We start from the raw sequence: 13,482 nt of genomic DNA on the forward strand, positions 1-13,482 counted from the left end.
GTCGAAAAAGGTCGTTTAGTAGTGCCACGGGGTGTCGTCGAAGTCCGGCTCTCGCCCCTCGTTGAAGGCGTCGCGGCCCTCCTGGGCCTCGTCGGTCATGTAGGCGAGCCGGGTCGCCTCGCCGGCGAAGACCTGCTGGCCGACCATGCCGTCGGAATCCAGGTTGAAGGCGTACTTCAGCATCCGCATCGCCGTCGGCGACTTCTCGTTCATGCGCTCGGCCCACTCGATGGCGGTGGCCTCTAACTCCTCGTGCGGGACGGCCTCGTTGACCATGCCCATCTCGGCGGCTTCCTCGGCGTCGTAGGTCTTCCCGAGGAAGAACACCTCGCGGGCCTTCTTCTGGCCGACCTGTCGGGCGAGATACGCCGAGCCGAACCCGCCGTCGAAGGAGCCGACGTCGGGGTCGGTCTGGAGGAACTTCGCGTGCTCCTCGCTGGCGATGGTGAGGTCACAGACGACGTGCAGCGAGTGGCCGCCGCCGACGGCCCAGCCGGGGACGACGGCGACGACGGGTTTCGGGATGTGGCGGATCTGGCGCTGGACCTCCAGAATGTGGAGGCGACCGACGTTCTCGGGGGCGTCGGAGTCACCGATAGCAGCGTCGTCGTCGTACTCGTAGCCGCTCTCGCCGCGAATGCTCTGGTCGCCGCCGGAACAGAACGCCCATCCGTCGTCCTTGGGGGAGGGGCCGTTACCGGTGATGAGGACACAGCCCACGTCGGTGAGGCGCTTCGCGTGATCCAGCGCCTCGGAGAGTTCGTCCACTGTCTCCGGGCGGAAGGCGTTGCGCTTCTCGGGGCGGTCGAAGCCGATGCGGACCGCGCCCGTCTCCGTCGAGCGGTGGTAGGTGATGTCGGTGAAGTCGAAGCGCTCGACGGGTTCCCAGCGGTCGGGATCGAATAGCTCTGAGACCATACCGAGCATGATGGTGCGCCCCGCAAAAAGATTCGCCGTACGGCGAACGTTTTTATAGGTGGTTAGAGCACGAGGAGAACGCATGCCCTCCGAAACGAACGACCGAACGCTCAAGATCGGACTCGCGGCGCTCTCGGTGCTGGTCCTCGCGTACAGCCTCGTGATACAAGCGGAGATTCTCTTCGGGTTACTCCTCGTCTTCGCGATCTGGAGCGTCTACCTGTTCTACCGACTGGTTCTCGTCCTCGCGCGCATCGCGAGCGCGCTGGAGCAACTGGCTCGGCAACGCGTCGAGGACCCCGCGACTACCCGAACTACCGGGACGACTGAAGCGGAAGCGACCGAGGCGACGGCGACCGGCCGGTCGACGGACGCCCGGCGAGAGCCGGATCGAGAGTTCTGATAATCGGGGAGGTGGATTTTTACGCGGCTGTTTCGGAGTGGATGGCACACCAGCCCTCCATGAGCGAGACGTTCTACGAGGTACTCGGCGTCGCCGAGGACGCGACGACCGACGAGATCGAATCGGCCTATCGGGAGCGCCTGAAGGAGACCCATCCCGACGTGAGCGACGACGCCGACGCTCGCGTCGCGACCCGCAGGCTCGTCGAAGCCCGCGACGTCCTCGCCGACGAGGCGGAGCGAGCGCGATACGACAGGGTCGGCCACGCCGCTTACGTCGGCGACGGGCCCGAGCCGGGCGGTAGCGACGTCGCTAGAGCGGCGCGGAACGCCGGCTACGGAGGGGGAAGCGAACAGTCGAACCGGGGGGCATCGAACACGGGCGACGCCGACCGTTCGGTCGACGAGACCGACGGGCGCGCTCGACGGCGGAGCGGCGACCGGACGCGACGCGAGCGGCGGGCGAGCGAACGCGTCCGCGAGGAGAGGGCCGAGCGAGAGACCGTCGCGGGGGCCGCGAGCCGAACCGAGGTTACGGCGGAGACGGGGACAGCGGGAGCGGGCACGACGGAGACGTCTGCTACTGCGACGACGACGAGCGGGACGGCGACAGACGGGACCGATACGGGCGCTACGGCCGCGGGAGCCGCCGGGGACCGCGATGGCGGCGTGTGGAACGCCTCCGCGGGATACACCGTTAGGGAGAGCGTCGAGGTCAGCCAGCGCCGCGTCCGTCTCTTTCCGACCGGGAGCGAACTGACGATGCTCGGGCTCATGGCCGTCCTCTACCCCGCGCTACTGTTCACCACGGTGATGCCGGGCTTTCCGCTCTACGTCAACGCCATCGTCGGCGCGTGCGGACTGCTGGTTGTCGGCTACCTCCAGTCGATGCCGCGCGTCGCGCTGCTCGTCTTCGGCGGCTGGAGCCTCGTCACGCCGCTGGCGCTGCTCGCGCTCGACGTCGGCTTCCTCTCCATCGTCGGGATCGTCGCGCTCTGTGGGACGTGGCTGCCCTTCGGATTCTCGGTGCTGACGTTCTCCGTCCTGCGGTTGTGATAACCCCTATACGTTCGGGCCACCTCGATGCGGTATGGCCCGGTCACGCCGCTCGGTCCTCGCGTCGCTCGCCGCCGCGGCCGGACTCTCCGGTTGCTCCGGCGTCGTCGAACGACTCCCGGACGACGGCTCCGCGCTCGAAGAGCGAGTTCGAACGGCGGCGGAGGCGGCCGGCGATCAGGTCGACGGGAGAGACCCGCCGACCGAACCGTTCGACGAGGCGACGAGGGAACGGGCGTCCGAGACCGGACGGCAGATTCGCGATTCGGTCGTCGTCCTGGAGACCGACCGCCGGCGCGGGACGGGATGGGCGGTCGGCGACGGACAGATCGTCACGAACGCTCACGTCGTACTGGGCGCGCCGTCGATGTCCGTCGAGACGTTCGACGAGACGACCGGCACCGCGGAGCGAGTCGGCTACTACGAGGACATGCGGCCCGACCTCGCGCTCCTCGAAACCGACGTGTCGGTCCCGACGCTCTCGCTCGGCGACTCGGCCGACCTCGAGTACGGCGACCCGCTGATCACGGTCGGCCACCCGGGGCGACTCGGGAAGTGGCTCATCACGCTCGGGCGCTTCTATCGGCGACCCCGCGGCATCGACTGGCTGCTCTCGACGGTGCCGGTCCAGCAGGGCAACAGCGGCGGCCCGCTCGTCACCCTCGACGGGGACGTCGTCGGCGTCGTCTCGGGGAGCACGACCGGCGGCGACCGACCGGACTTCAGCAAGAACGACACGGCCTTCACCGAACTCCCGGAGACCGAGGGCGAGACGACGGCGGTCCCGGAGGGGACCCTCGAAGAGTCGCTCAGCGAGTGGCGATAGCCCGGCGGCTGCGCTCGGTCAGCTCCTCGCGCCGGTCGTGGCTCTCCCCGGAATCGAACTGGATCTCGATGACTTGCGTGCCCGCGCTATCGACCGACTTCTCGAACGCTTCTTCGAACGCCGCTCGGTCCCCGACGCGGCGGAACTCCAGTCCGTAGAGATCGCCCGTCGGGCCGAAGTCCAGCCCGTGTGGCGTCCGGAACTGCGACTCGAAGGTGTCGTGCTCCGCGATAGGTAAGATACCGAAGATGCCGCCGCCGTCGTTGTTCACGAGGACGATGGTCGCGTCGACGCCACAGCGACCCAGCGCGAGCAGCCCGTTCATGTCGTGGTAGTACGCGAGGTCGCCGGTCACCAGCACTAGCGGGTCGTCCGTCGCGCTGCCAGCGCCGAGCGCCGTCGACGTGATGCCGTCGATCCCGCTGGCTCCGCGGTTGCCCAGCACGGTGAGATTCGCGGTTCGAGGGCGGCCGAAGCGGTCCAGGTCGCGGACGGGCATGCTGTTGGAGACGAACAGCGTCGTCGGGTCGGGCGCGAGCCGGGCCGCGTCGGCCAGCACGCCGCCCTCCCAGTAGCGTTCGCCGGGCGCGAGCGCGTCCTCGACCGCGTTCCAGTGAGCGCGCTCCGCGGCGGCGAACCGCCTCCGCCACGACGCCTCGCCGCGGGCCGTCACGCGTTCCGCGAGAGCGCTCGCGGTGGCGTTCGGGTCCGCGACCAGCAGGTCCGAGGCGGTGAACTCCGCTTCGGTCCACCCGCCCGCCGGGTCGACGACGAACTGGCGGCAGTCCGAGTCCCGGAGGGAGTGCCGGAGCGGCTTGGACGTGGGCGACGCGCCGAAGCGCAACACTACGTCGGGGTCGGCCCACGACGCGACGGCGTCGGACCCGAGGTAGGCGTCGTAGCCGCCACAGACCGGCGCGTCGAGGCGGTCGACGTGCGGGCCGAACCGGAGGTCAGACAGCGGGTCCGCGAGGACCGGGAAGCCGGTGGCTGCCGCGAGCTTTTCGAGCGCTTCGGGCGCGAGGCCGTCGTCGGCCGGACCGGCGACGAGGAGCCCCCGGTCGGCGGCCTCGACGGCGCGAGCGACGCGGACGACCTCGTCGGCCGGCAGTTCGGGTCGCCCCTGCTCGGTCCGGACGAACGGGCCGTCCCGACCCTCCGCGGCCGATCGGTCGCCGTCGGCCCAGTCGTCGGGTACGCCCTCCGGGTCGTCGTCGGGAACCGGCGTCGGTTCGAGCGGTTTGCGAAAGCGGCAGTTGAGGTGGACCGGGCCGGGAGTACTGCCGGTCGCCGCGGCGAGCGACCGAGCGGCGGTGGTTCGCAGCATCCTGACCTTTCGGGGTTCGGCCTCGGGCTCGGGCATGTCCCGGTACCAGCGGACCGCGTCGCCGTACAGCTTCTCCTGGTCGACGGTCTGGTTCGCGCCGCTATCCGTGAGTTCCGGCGGCCGATCGGCCGTGAGCAAGAGCATCGGCACGCCGGACTGATCGGCTTCGATCACCGCCGGGTGGAAGTTCGCGGCGGCGGTTCCGGAGGTACAGACCAGCGGCGTCGGCTTTCCCGTCCGGCGCGCGCGACCGAGCGCGAAGAACGCCGCGGAGCGCTCGTCGAGGTGCGAGAACGTCCGTATCTCGGGGTGTTCGGCGAAGGCGACCGTCAGCGGCGTCGAGCGGCTGCCCGGCGAGAGACAGACCGCGTCGACGCCGCCGGCGGCGAGTTCCTCCGCGAGCGTCTCGGCCCACAGCGTGTTGACGTTCGGATACCCCATCTGTCACTCCAGTTCGTCCAGCATCGGACGGTACTTGAGCTGCACTTCGTCCCACTCCCTGTCGGGGTCGCTGTCGGCGACGATGCCGGCCCCGGCGAACAGCGTGGCCGTTCGGTCGCGGGCGACCGCCGAGCGGATTCCGACGGCGAACGTCCCGTTGCCGGCGGCGTCGACCCAGCCGACGGGCGCGGCGTACCACCCGCGGTCGAAGGCCTCCGTCTCGCGGATGGTCCGCAGGGCCTCGTCCGGCGGTAAGCCGCCGACCGCCGGCGTCGGGTGGAGGGCTTCGACCAGCGAGAGGACGTGTTCGTCTTCTTCGAGCTCGGCGGTGATCGACGTTCTGAGGTGCTGGACCGTCGCCAGTCGACGGACGGTCCGCTCGCCGATGCGCACCGAGGAGGCGAACGGCTCCAGCTGGTCGCGGATGGCGTCGGCGACGAGCTGGTGCTCGTGGACGTCCTTCTCGCTGTCGAGCAGCTCCGCGGCCAGCCACTCGTCTTCGGCGGGGGTGTCACCGCGGCCGGTCGACCCGGCCAGCGCCTCGGTCCTGACAGTTCGGCCCCGGAGCGAGACGAGTCGCTCCGGCGTCGCGCCGAAGAACGTCCCGTCGCCGGGCGGCGCGAACATGAACCGGTAGCAGTCGGGGTACGTCTCGGCCAGCCGGTCGAGGACGGCCGGGACCGATAGCGCTCCGCGCAGGCTCACGCGCAGCGCCTGCGCGAGGACGACCTTCTGGAGGCGGCCGCTGTCGACTCGCTCCAGCGCGTTGCCTACCTGCTCGCGCCAGACGGCCTGCGAGGGGGTTCGTTCGCGGGCGTCCACGCCCGGCGGGTCGGCCCGGGGCGACGCGGCGCCGTCGGCCAGCCGGTCGTGCCACGTCTCGAGCAGTCGGTCGGCGTCGGCCTCGGCCGACGAGCCGGTCCCCGTCGTCGTGAGCCACGTCTCGCCGTCGCGCTCGGTCACTTGCACTTCGGGGAGGAAGAACGCGGCTCCGGGAAAGCCGTCCCACGGGGAGTCGTCGCCGTCGCGGTCGCCCTCGTGGAAGGCGAAGCCGCCGAACAGGCGGGGGCGCGCGGCGCTCGGGAGCTCCGCCGAGACCTCACAGCGGTCGAAGAGCCCCTCGGCGGCCGTCTGCACGTCGGCGAAGCGCGAGGACCCGCCGGCGGTCACGAGGGCGGCGGCACCGCTCGCGGCGACCGTCTCCGAACCGGTGGCCCACGCGAACGTCGGACGCGTCTCGGCGTCGAGAACAGCTCGGGTCGCCCCGCGCTCGACTCGACGACCGCGCGTGACGACCGCCGTCTCGCCCACCGTCCGCTCGTCACCACGCAGTGGTTCCATCACGTCGGTCTTAGGATGCCGTCCCTTTGAGCCTGACTATACCCGAAACCGGCGGTGCCCCACCGCTCGCTGACCCGCCGCTGGTTCGCGATATGGGAACTGAATATAAGATTTCGAAAACCAAATCATTCTGGAACGGAGTAATAATTGTCCAATACCGTAACGACCCCCGTCAGGTTTAAATATGCCTTCCCCAAAGGTGGCAACGTTGCGATGCCAAAGGTAGAGATCAACGTCCCGGAACATCTAGAGATGCAGATCGCTCAGCTGGTCGAGCGAGGCGAGTTCCTCAACCGCGAGGAAGCCATCGAAGACCTCCTCTCCACCGGGCTGAAAGCGTACAAGACGTCCGGCCCGCAGGACGAGGACGAGGAACCCGGATTCGAGGAAGACGGGATGATGGGTCACGACGACGAGTACGTCTTCTGATCGGCGGACCGTGCCAGTCTGGTACCCTCTCCCAAGCAATTCTTATACGAGTCCCGTCGAATACACATCACAATATGCACAAAGACGAGCTACTGGAGCTTCACGAGCAGATGGTGACGATCATGGAGTTCTTCCGCGACGAGATGGACAGCGTCGACCCGTCGCTGTTCGACCCCTACGACGAGCTCGACGTCCGCCCCTCGGACGTACACAAGTCCAAGAGCGAGCACAAACACGCCGTCTTCGTCCTCGGCAACGCGCTGGCGACGGCGATGAGCGAGGACGAGTTCTCCGACGCCGGGCGAGTCGGCAAGCGGATGAAGGAACTGGCCGAGGACGCCGAGCGGAAACTCTGAGCCGGACTCTCTGTCTCTCTTCTCTACTCTTCGTGTAGCGCGGTGAACATCTCCGGGTCGGTCTGGAACTTCAGAACGTTGTGGACGACGGAGTTGCGCACGTTCTGGACGACGTCGCCGTGGTTCTTGTAGAACTCGTGGATCCACCGGGACTCGGCGGTGCGGGTGGGGAACATCATCACCGATTTCCACTGGTACTCCCCGTCGGAGAGGAAGTAGATGAGCGTGTGCTCGTCGTCGCGGATCGCGACCATCGCGTCGTGCCACGCGTCGGCGAAGTGCTCGGGGTTGAACTTGAACTCGAAGAGCGCGAAGTTGAACAGCGACTCGTTGGGGATGATGGCCTCCCGGAAGACGTCCTCCTCGCGCATCTTCCGGATGGACTCGCTGACGGTGACGTGCGAGACGTCGATGTCGTACTTCGTCTCGAGGATGTCCGCGAGCTCGCGCGAGGACCGCTGGGGTTCGGCGGCGAGTTCCCGCAGTATGTGAACGTCCCGCTCTTTGAACTCCCAGTCCGGAGTCTCGGCTACCATACGGACACTCGACTATCCGCGGATTTGACAGTTGTGGCTCGCACGGTCAGCTCTCCAGCGCGACCAGCGTCTCTACGTCCGGGAGGGAGGCGGATTCGTCGGTTATCTGCTCCATCCGCTCGGTGTGCTTCTCGGCGGCGTACGTCTGGAGGTCGGCGGCCGATGGACCCGGCGTCTCGCGGCTCGAACCCGCGCTGACGCCGTCGGTGGTCGTCCGCTGGACCAGCGGCAGGAGCTCGTTGACCGTGTCGTGCAGCAGCTGCGGGTCGACGCCGTCGGCGACCAGCTCCTTCAACTGCGACATCCCGAAGCCGACGTGTCGGCCCTCGTCGCTCCGGATGGCCCGAATCCCCTCGGTGAATCCCGGCAGCGTCGGGAGGTCGGACTCGCCGGGACCGAAACTCCGTTGCAGCCCCCAGTAGGCCGTCTGTGCGAGAATGCCTTCGATGGTCAAGTGGTAATGGCAGTAGGCGACGGCGCGATTCTCCGGCGTATCCGCCTCCAGCAGGCGGTGCATCGCCTCGTCGGTGCGGGCGAGCAGTTCGTCGTAGGCCGCGTTGATCCAGCGGTCCTCGGTCGGCGAGGTGGGGTCGAGGCCGCGCGCCTCCTCGACGGGGTTGACGACTTCGCGCCAGTAGCGCTCGAAGAAGTCGAGGTGACGGGCCTCCTCGTACAGCTGCGTCGAGAGGTACGCCTGCGACTCGGCGTCCGAGAGCGCGACGGCCAGCGGCGCGAGGTCTTCGGTCACCGCTCGCTCGCCCGCGCCGAACTTCGCTACCGTCGCTCGGAAGTTTTCGAACGTCTTCGGGTGGGCGTCGACCAGCGGGTCGCGGTCCCGCGCGATATCGACGTCGGCCGGGTCCCAGTGGCGTTCGACTGCGTTGCGGTAGTACCGAAACGACCGGTCGTCGCGATTCACCGCCAACCGGAACGTGTCGTCGGACATACGCGCCTCGTCAACCCCATAGTAGAAAAGGGTTGACGATACGAGCCGGTGTCGCCCGACCGCTTTCGCTCGCTCAACGTCCCTCGAATTCGGGGTCGCGCTGTTCCATGAACGCCGTCGCGCCCTCCTCGTGATCGTCAGTCGTGAAGGCGAGGCCCTGCGCGGTCGCCTCGCGGTCGAGCGCCTGTTCGAAGGTCCCCTCGGAGCCCCGGTCCAGCAGTCGCTTGGCCTGCGTGAGCGCGACGGTCGGTCCCTCGGCGATGGTCGTCACGAGGTTCTCGACGCCCTCCTCGAAGGAGCCTTCCTCGAACAGGCGCGTGAAGATTCCGAGTTCGCGGGCGGCGTCGGCGTCCAGCAGTTCGCCGGTGAAGACGAGTTCCTTGGCCTTGTTCGGGCCGACGACGCGCGGCAGCGAGTAGGAGACGCCGGAGTCGATGGCGAGCCCGACCTGTCGGAAGCCGAAGCCGATCTTCGCCTCCGGGCTCGCCAGTTGGAGGTCACATGCCAGCGCCAGCCCCGCGCCGGCCCCGAACGTCGGCCCGTCGATCTTCGCCACGACCGGGAGACGGCAGTCGTAGACGGACTCCACCGCGGCGTTGATGGCCGAGACGACCAGTTCGGCGCGGTCGGCCGGCGGCTGGTCCTCGGCGACGCCCTCGATCATCGCGCCGATGTCGCCGCCGGCACAGAAGGCGGGACCGGCCCCCTCGACGACGACGCAGCGGGCGTCGCTGTCGGCGATGGTCTCGAAGCGGTCGGTGAGTTCGCGGGCGGTGTCGACCGCCAGCGCGTTCCGCACGTCCGGTCGGTTGAGCGTCACGGTGGCGACGTCGCCTGTGATGTCGAGCACCACGTCGTCGGCAGACATGTCGCGGACCACCGGGGCCACCGGAATAACTCTGCCGCCGGGCCAAACCGTGTTGGGTGCGCCTTTTTGCGTGACACGCCCCATCCGTTCGTATGCGCCTCCACTGGCATCGTCGGGACCTGCGAGCGGCGGACAACGCCGGTCTCGCGCGGGCGAGCGCGAACGACCCCGTCGTCCCGGCGTTCGTCTTCGATACCGCCGTCCTCGACCACGCCGCCCCGCCCCGCGTCGCGTTTATGCTCGACGCGCTCGACGCCCTCCGCTCGTGGTACCGCGACCGCGGGAGCGACCTCGTCGTCGCTCACGGCGACCCCCGGGAGGTCCTACCCGACCTCGCCGACGAGTACGGCGCGGACGTGGTGACGTGGGGAAAGGATTACTCCGGCCTCGCGCGCGAACGCGACGCTGACGTTCGGCAGGCTCTCGACGCCGCCGACGTGGCCCGCGAGGCGGTCCAAGACGCCGTCCTCCACGAGCCCGGCGAGATAACGACCAACGACGGCGAGCCCTACAGCGTCTTCACCTACTTCGGTCGGAAGTGGCACGACCGCGAGAAGGACGCCCCCTACGACGTCCCCGAGCGCGACGCGCTGGCCGACGCCGGGGGCGACGACCTGCCGACGCTCGACGAGTTGGGATTCGACGAACCCGAAGCGGACGTTCCTCCCGCTGGGACCGACCACGCCCGCGATCTGCTCGACTCCTTCCTCGAAGACGACGTCTACCGCTACGAGGAGCGTCGGGACTACCCGGCCGACGACTGCACGTCGCGGCTCTCGGCCCACCTCAAGTTCGGCACCATCGGTATCCGCGAGGTGTACGACGCCACCGCCGAGGCCCGGAGCGCGACGGAACCGGGCAGCGACCGGGATTCCTCCGTCGAGGAGTTCCAGTCCCAGCTCGCCTGGCGCGAGTTCTACACGCAGGTCCTCTTCGCGAACCCGAACGTCGTCACGGAGAACTACAAGGAGTACGAGACGGAGATCCGGTGGAACACCGACGAGGAGGGGTTACAGGCGTGGAAGGACGGCGAGACGGGCTATCCCATCGTCGACGCCGGGATGCGGCAACTCCGCGAGGAGGCGTTCGTGCACAACCGCCTCCGGATGATCGTCGCCTCCTTCCTCACGAAGGACCTGCTCGTCGACTGGCGAGCGGGCTACGACTGGTTCCGGGAGAAACTGGTCGACCACGACACGGGCAACGACAACGGCGGCTGGCAGTGGGCGGCCTCGACGGGCACCGACGCCCAGCCGTACTTTCGCGTCTTCAACCCGATGACGCAGGGCGAGCGCTACGACCCCGACGCCGAGTACATCAAGCGCTACGTCCCGGAACTGCGAGACGCCGGCGCGGAGATCATCCACAACTGGCACGAGGCGTCGCCGACCCAGCGTCAGAATGCGGCCCCCGACTATCCCGAACCGATCGTAGACCACAGCCAGCGTCGGGAGGAAGCTATCGAAATGTTCGAGCGAGCGAGGGGTGACGAGTGAGCGAAGCGAACGAGTCGGTTCTCGGCGGAACGACGAACGTAGTGACCCGCGAGCGATGAGGGACTGAACGAGCGCGAAACGGCGTACTGTCCCGCGCTCTATGCCGTGTGATACCATACGCTTCCTAAACGTTTAACAGTCGTCCGCGCGACGGTTTCTGTGGAGGAGATTTCATATGTCAGAACACTCCGAACCGGAGCTACCACCGCTCCCGTACGACTACGACGCGCTGGAGCCTCACATCTCCGAGCAGGTGCTCACGTGGCACCACGACACCCACCATCAGGGCTACGTAAACGGGCTGGAATCGGCCGAGGAGACGCTGGCCGACAACCGCGAGTCGGGTGACTACTCCTCGACGGGCGGTGCGCTGGCGAACGTGACCCACAACGGCTGTGGTCACTATCTCCACACGCTGTTCTGGAACAACATGGCCCCCAACGGCGGCGGCGAACCCGAAGGCGACCTCCGCGACCGCATCGAGGAGGACTTCGGTTCCTACGACGGCTGGAAGGGCGAGTTCGAGGCCGCCGCGAAGGCCGCCGGCGGCTGGGCGCTCTTGGTCTACGATCCCGTTGCCAAGCAACTCCGCAACGTCAAGGTCGACAAGCACGACCAGGGCGCGCTCTGGGGCGCACATCCCGTTCTGGCCCTCGACGTCTGGGAGCACTCGTACTACTACGACTACGGTCCGGACCGCGGCTCGTTCATCGACGCCTTCTTCGAGGTCGTCGACTGGGACGAGGTCGCAGACGAGTACCAGACCGCGGTCGGTCACTTCGAGTAACGGCTCCTCACCGCGATATTTTTTCGAGACCCACCGTCGAGCGCCAGCAGTGAGTCGCTCAGTTGCGAGACCGCTCTTCGACGGCCGCGTTCGCCGCGCCGTCTGTCTTCGTCTCAACGCCCGTGATCGCGAGTCGCGCACCACCGGCGTCGCTCTCGGTTATCGTCGCGTGCCAGCCGTGGGCCTCGGCGACGTGTTCGATAATCGCGAGCCCGAGTCCCGTCCCCTCCTCGCTCGTCGTGAACCCGTGTTCGAAGACGCTCTCGCGCTCCGCTTCGGGGATCCCCTCTCCGTCGTCGGCGACGTAAAATCCGTCATCGTCGGCCGTGATGGTCATCGTCACGCCGTCGCCGCCGTGCTCTACGCCGTTCCGGAACGCGTTCTCGAGCAGTTGCAACAGCTGCTCTTCGTTGCCGACGACGGCGCGGTCGGTATCGACTCGTAGCGTCGCGCCGCGGGTCTCGACGTGTCCCCAGGCCTTCTGTGCGACCGCCGCCAGCGATATCGTCGCTTCGTCGGTGACCGACCCGCCGCGGGCGAGGGTCAGCATCTCGCCGATGAGTTGGTCCATTCGCCCGAGCGAGCGTTCGAGCCTGTCGAAGTGCTGTGGACTGCCGGTCTCACGCGCGAGTTCCAGGCTTCCGTCCGCGACGTTCAACGGGTTTCTGAGGTCGTGAGAGACGACGGACGCGAACCGGTCTAACTGTTGATTACGGTGTTCGAGTTGGCGCTCGCGCGTCTTCTGTTCGGTCATCTCGTGGACGAGAATCAGCCGCCCGATACGGTGGTCCCTGTCGTCGTACAGCGGCGTCACGTGCACGTCGAAGTAGCGGTCGCCTCGGTCGATTTCCGTCCGCGTCTCCGAGGAGACCTCGAGGACGGCGGTATCGCGCAGCGCCGGCCAGTCCGCGAAGGCGTCCGCGACGGGCTCGTTCACGACCCCATCCCCATCCAGTAACTGCCGTCCCGCGTCGTTGACCTCGGTGAGTCGGCCCTCGCCGTCGATGACGAAGACGGCGCTGTTCAGCGACTCGACGACTTTCTGATGGGCGATCGGGGAGATATCGAGGAAACCGGCCCGCAGGACGGCCCACGAGAGCGCGGCACCGGTCGCGGCGAACGTCACGGGCGTCGTGTCGACCCCGACGTCGCCGAACAGATAGAGCGCGTTACCCGTCCACGGGACGGCGATCGCGGCGAGCAGGCCGTACACCTGCTTCCGATACAGCTCTCCCGACGAGAGCGCGAACTGGGCGATCAGGACCGAGGAGACGGCCACGAGCAGATACGAGTACGCGACGTGCGCCCAGAACACGTCGCCGGAGACGACGACCCACCCGAGCATCTCGGCCGTGGACCGTCCCTCGACCGTATAGAGCAGTTCCGGAGCGACCGCTGCGACGGCGAGCAACAGCGCGGGCTCGACGGCGAGCAACGCGTAGGTTCGCCACCCGAGCCACTTCTCGTGGCCCGTGTATTCGAGCGCGAAGACGAACAGACCGGCCACCGTGACGACGATGCCGACGTACCATGCACGCGACCAGAACAGCGCCCACCAGGTCCCTCGTGACAGCACGGCGGCGGCGGCACAGCCACACCAGATCGTCTGTCCGATCAACAGAACTGACAGCGGCTTAGCACCGACCCGGTCTCGACGGTCCCACGCGTACATCGCCAGCGCGGCGACGAACACCCCCGAGGCCACTAGCACGAACGCGTAGCCGACGAAGACCGAAACCATCCATCTATCACC

14 protein-coding genes are annotated in these 13,482 nt (G+C 67.9%); 7 read left to right on the forward strand and 7 right to left on the reverse strand.

Annotation, left to right across the window (positions count from 1 at the left end):
• Window positions 1–15: 15 nt before the first annotated feature.
• Window positions 16–918 carry a 1,4-dihydroxy-2-naphthoyl-CoA synthase gene (locus GO488_RS01675; RefSeq protein ID WP_162316073.1) on the reverse strand — a complete coding sequence of 301 codons (903 nt, stop codon included), beginning with the start codon at window positions 916–918 and terminating at the stop codon, window positions 16–18.
• Between the two features lie 82 nt (window positions 919–1,000).
• On the opposite strand from GO488_RS01675, the gene GO488_RS01680 reads away from it, so the two are divergent.
• From GO488_RS01680 to GO488_RS01690, 3 genes are read left to right on the forward strand one after another with little or no spacing between them, the layout of a single operon-like run.
• The gene (locus GO488_RS01680) at window positions 1,001–1,321 is read left to right on the forward strand and encodes a DUF8066 domain-containing protein (protein WP_162316074.1); all 321 of its coding nucleotides are present in this window, start codon (window positions 1,001–1,003) and stop codon (window positions 1,319–1,321) included.
• A 59-nt stretch (window positions 1,322–1,380) separates the two neighbouring features.
• Window positions 1,381–2,376, forward strand: a complete 996-nt coding sequence (locus tag GO488_RS01685) for a J domain-containing protein (RefSeq protein WP_162316075.1) — start codon at window positions 1,381–1,383, stop codon at window positions 2,374–2,376.
• A 34-nt stretch (window positions 2,377–2,410) separates the two neighbouring features.
• Complete coding sequence (locus tag GO488_RS01690) at window positions 2,411–3,202, forward strand: S1C family serine protease (protein WP_162316076.1); 792 nt, start codon at window positions 2,411–2,413, stop codon at window positions 3,200–3,202.
• On the opposite strand, the gene menD is transcribed toward GO488_RS01690, so the two are convergent.
• Together menD and GO488_RS01700 are read right to left on the reverse strand one after the other, a co-directional pair.
• A complete protein-coding gene (gene menD / locus GO488_RS01695; protein ID WP_162316077.1) occupies window positions 3,186–4,970 on the reverse strand; it encodes a 2-succinyl-5-enolpyruvyl-6-hydroxy-3-cyclohexene-1-carboxylic-acid synthase in 1,785 nt (594 codons plus the stop codon). The two genes, GO488_RS01690 and menD, sit on opposite strands and share 17 nt — an antisense overlap.
• A gap of 3 nt (window positions 4,971–4,973) precedes the next feature.
• Complete coding sequence (locus GO488_RS01700) at window positions 4,974–6,311, reverse strand: isochorismate synthase (protein ID WP_162316078.1); 1,338 nt, start codon at window positions 6,309–6,311, stop codon at window positions 4,974–4,976.
• Between the two features lie 213 nt (window positions 6,312–6,524).
• Between GO488_RS01700 and GO488_RS01705 the strand changes: the two genes are divergently transcribed.
• The gene (locus GO488_RS01705) at window positions 6,525–6,740 is read left to right on the forward strand and encodes a DUF7120 family protein (RefSeq protein WP_162316079.1); all 216 of its coding nucleotides are present in this window, start codon (window positions 6,525–6,527) and stop codon (window positions 6,738–6,740) included.
• 74 nt (window positions 6,741–6,814) lie between these two features.
• Entirely contained in the window at window positions 6,815–7,096 is a 282-nt protein-coding gene (locus GO488_RS01710; protein ID WP_162316080.1) for a UPF0058 family protein, read from the forward strand.
• Between the two features lie 23 nt (window positions 7,097–7,119).
• On the opposite strand, the gene GO488_RS01715 is transcribed toward GO488_RS01710, so the two are convergent.
• The 3 genes from GO488_RS01715 to GO488_RS01725 all read right to left on the reverse strand — a co-directional run bounded on the left by GO488_RS01715 (window position 7,120) and on the right by GO488_RS01725 (window position 9,446).
• Entirely contained in the window at window positions 7,120–7,632 is a 513-nt protein-coding gene (locus GO488_RS01715; protein WP_162316081.1) for a winged helix-turn-helix domain-containing protein, read from the reverse strand.
• 46 nt (window positions 7,633–7,678) lie between these two features.
• Window positions 7,679–8,578 carry a ferritin family protein gene (locus GO488_RS01720; RefSeq protein WP_162316082.1) on the reverse strand — a complete coding sequence of 300 codons (900 nt, stop codon included), beginning with the start codon at window positions 8,576–8,578 and terminating at the stop codon, window positions 7,679–7,681.
• Between the two features lie 73 nt (window positions 8,579–8,651).
• Window positions 8,652–9,446, reverse strand: a complete 795-nt coding sequence (locus GO488_RS01725) for an enoyl-CoA hydratase/isomerase family protein (RefSeq protein ID WP_162316083.1) — start codon at window positions 9,444–9,446, stop codon at window positions 8,652–8,654.
• A gap of 92 nt (window positions 9,447–9,538) precedes the next feature.
• Between GO488_RS01725 and GO488_RS01730 the strand changes: the two genes are divergently transcribed.
• Both GO488_RS01730 and sod read left to right on the forward strand, forming a co-directional pair.
• The gene (locus GO488_RS01730) at window positions 9,539–10,942 is read left to right on the forward strand and encodes a cryptochrome/photolyase family protein (RefSeq protein ID WP_162316084.1); all 1,404 of its coding nucleotides are present in this window, start codon (window positions 9,539–9,541) and stop codon (window positions 10,940–10,942) included.
• Window positions 10,943–11,117: 175 nt separating this feature from the next.
• The gene (gene sod, locus GO488_RS01735) at window positions 11,118–11,729 is read left to right on the forward strand and encodes a superoxide dismutase (protein WP_162316085.1); all 612 of its coding nucleotides are present in this window, start codon (window positions 11,118–11,120) and stop codon (window positions 11,727–11,729) included.
• A gap of 58 nt (window positions 11,730–11,787) precedes the next feature.
• On the opposite strand, the gene GO488_RS01740 is transcribed toward sod, so the two are convergent.
• Entirely contained in the window at window positions 11,788–13,470 is a 1,683-nt protein-coding gene (locus GO488_RS01740; protein ID WP_162316086.1) for a sensor histidine kinase, read from the reverse strand.
• Window positions 13,471–13,482: the final 12 nt, after the last annotated feature.

The sequence above is a fragment of the Haloarcula limicola genome (assembly GCF_010119205.1).
Lineage (GTDB): Archaea > Halobacteriota > Halobacteria > Halobacteriales > Haloarculaceae > Haloarcula > Haloarcula limicola.

What these genes read in the sequence shown, in the direction of transcription:
- GO488_RS01725 (WP_162316083.1), bottom strand. Translation starts at nt 9,446, where the DNA reads ATGTCTGCCGACGACGTGGTGCTCGACATCACAGGCGACGTCGCCACC.
- GO488_RS01715 (WP_162316081.1), bottom strand. Translation starts at nt 7,632, where the DNA reads ATGGTAGCCGAGACTCCGGACTGGGAGTTCAAAGAGCGGGACGTTCAC.
- GO488_RS01675 (WP_162316073.1), bottom strand. Translation starts at nt 918, where the DNA reads ATGGTCTCAGAGCTATTCGATCCCGACCGCTGGGAACCCGTCGAGCGC.
- GO488_RS01680 (WP_162316074.1), top strand. Translation starts at nt 1,001, where the DNA reads ATGCCCTCCGAAACGAACGACCGAACGCTCAAGATCGGACTCGCGGCG.
- GO488_RS01720 (WP_162316082.1), bottom strand. Translation starts at nt 8,578, where the DNA reads ATGTCCGACGACACGTTCCGGTTGGCGGTGAATCGCGACGACCGGTCG.
- GO488_RS01730 (WP_162316084.1), top strand. Translation starts at nt 9,539, where the DNA reads ATGCGCCTCCACTGGCATCGTCGGGACCTGCGAGCGGCGGACAACGCC.
- menD (WP_162316077.1), bottom strand. Translation starts at nt 4,970, where the DNA reads ATGGGGTATCCGAACGTCAACACGCTGTGGGCCGAGACGCTCGCGGAG.
- GO488_RS01700 (WP_162316078.1), bottom strand. Translation starts at nt 6,311, where the DNA reads ATGGAACCACTGCGTGGTGACGAGCGGACGGTGGGCGAGACGGCGGTC.
- sod (WP_162316085.1), top strand. Translation starts at nt 11,118, where the DNA reads ATGTCAGAACACTCCGAACCGGAGCTACCACCGCTCCCGTACGACTAC.
- GO488_RS01740 (WP_162316086.1), bottom strand. Translation starts at nt 13,470, where the DNA reads ATGGTTTCGGTCTTCGTCGGCTACGCGTTCGTGCTAGTGGCCTCGGGG.
- GO488_RS01705 (WP_162316079.1), top strand. Translation starts at nt 6,525, where the DNA reads ATGCCAAAGGTAGAGATCAACGTCCCGGAACATCTAGAGATGCAGATC.
- GO488_RS01685 (WP_162316075.1), top strand. Translation starts at nt 1,381, where the DNA reads ATGAGCGAGACGTTCTACGAGGTACTCGGCGTCGCCGAGGACGCGACG.
- GO488_RS01710 (WP_162316080.1), top strand. Translation starts at nt 6,815, where the DNA reads ATGCACAAAGACGAGCTACTGGAGCTTCACGAGCAGATGGTGACGATC.
- GO488_RS01690 (WP_162316076.1), top strand. Translation starts at nt 2,411, where the DNA reads ATGGCCCGGTCACGCCGCTCGGTCCTCGCGTCGCTCGCCGCCGCGGCC.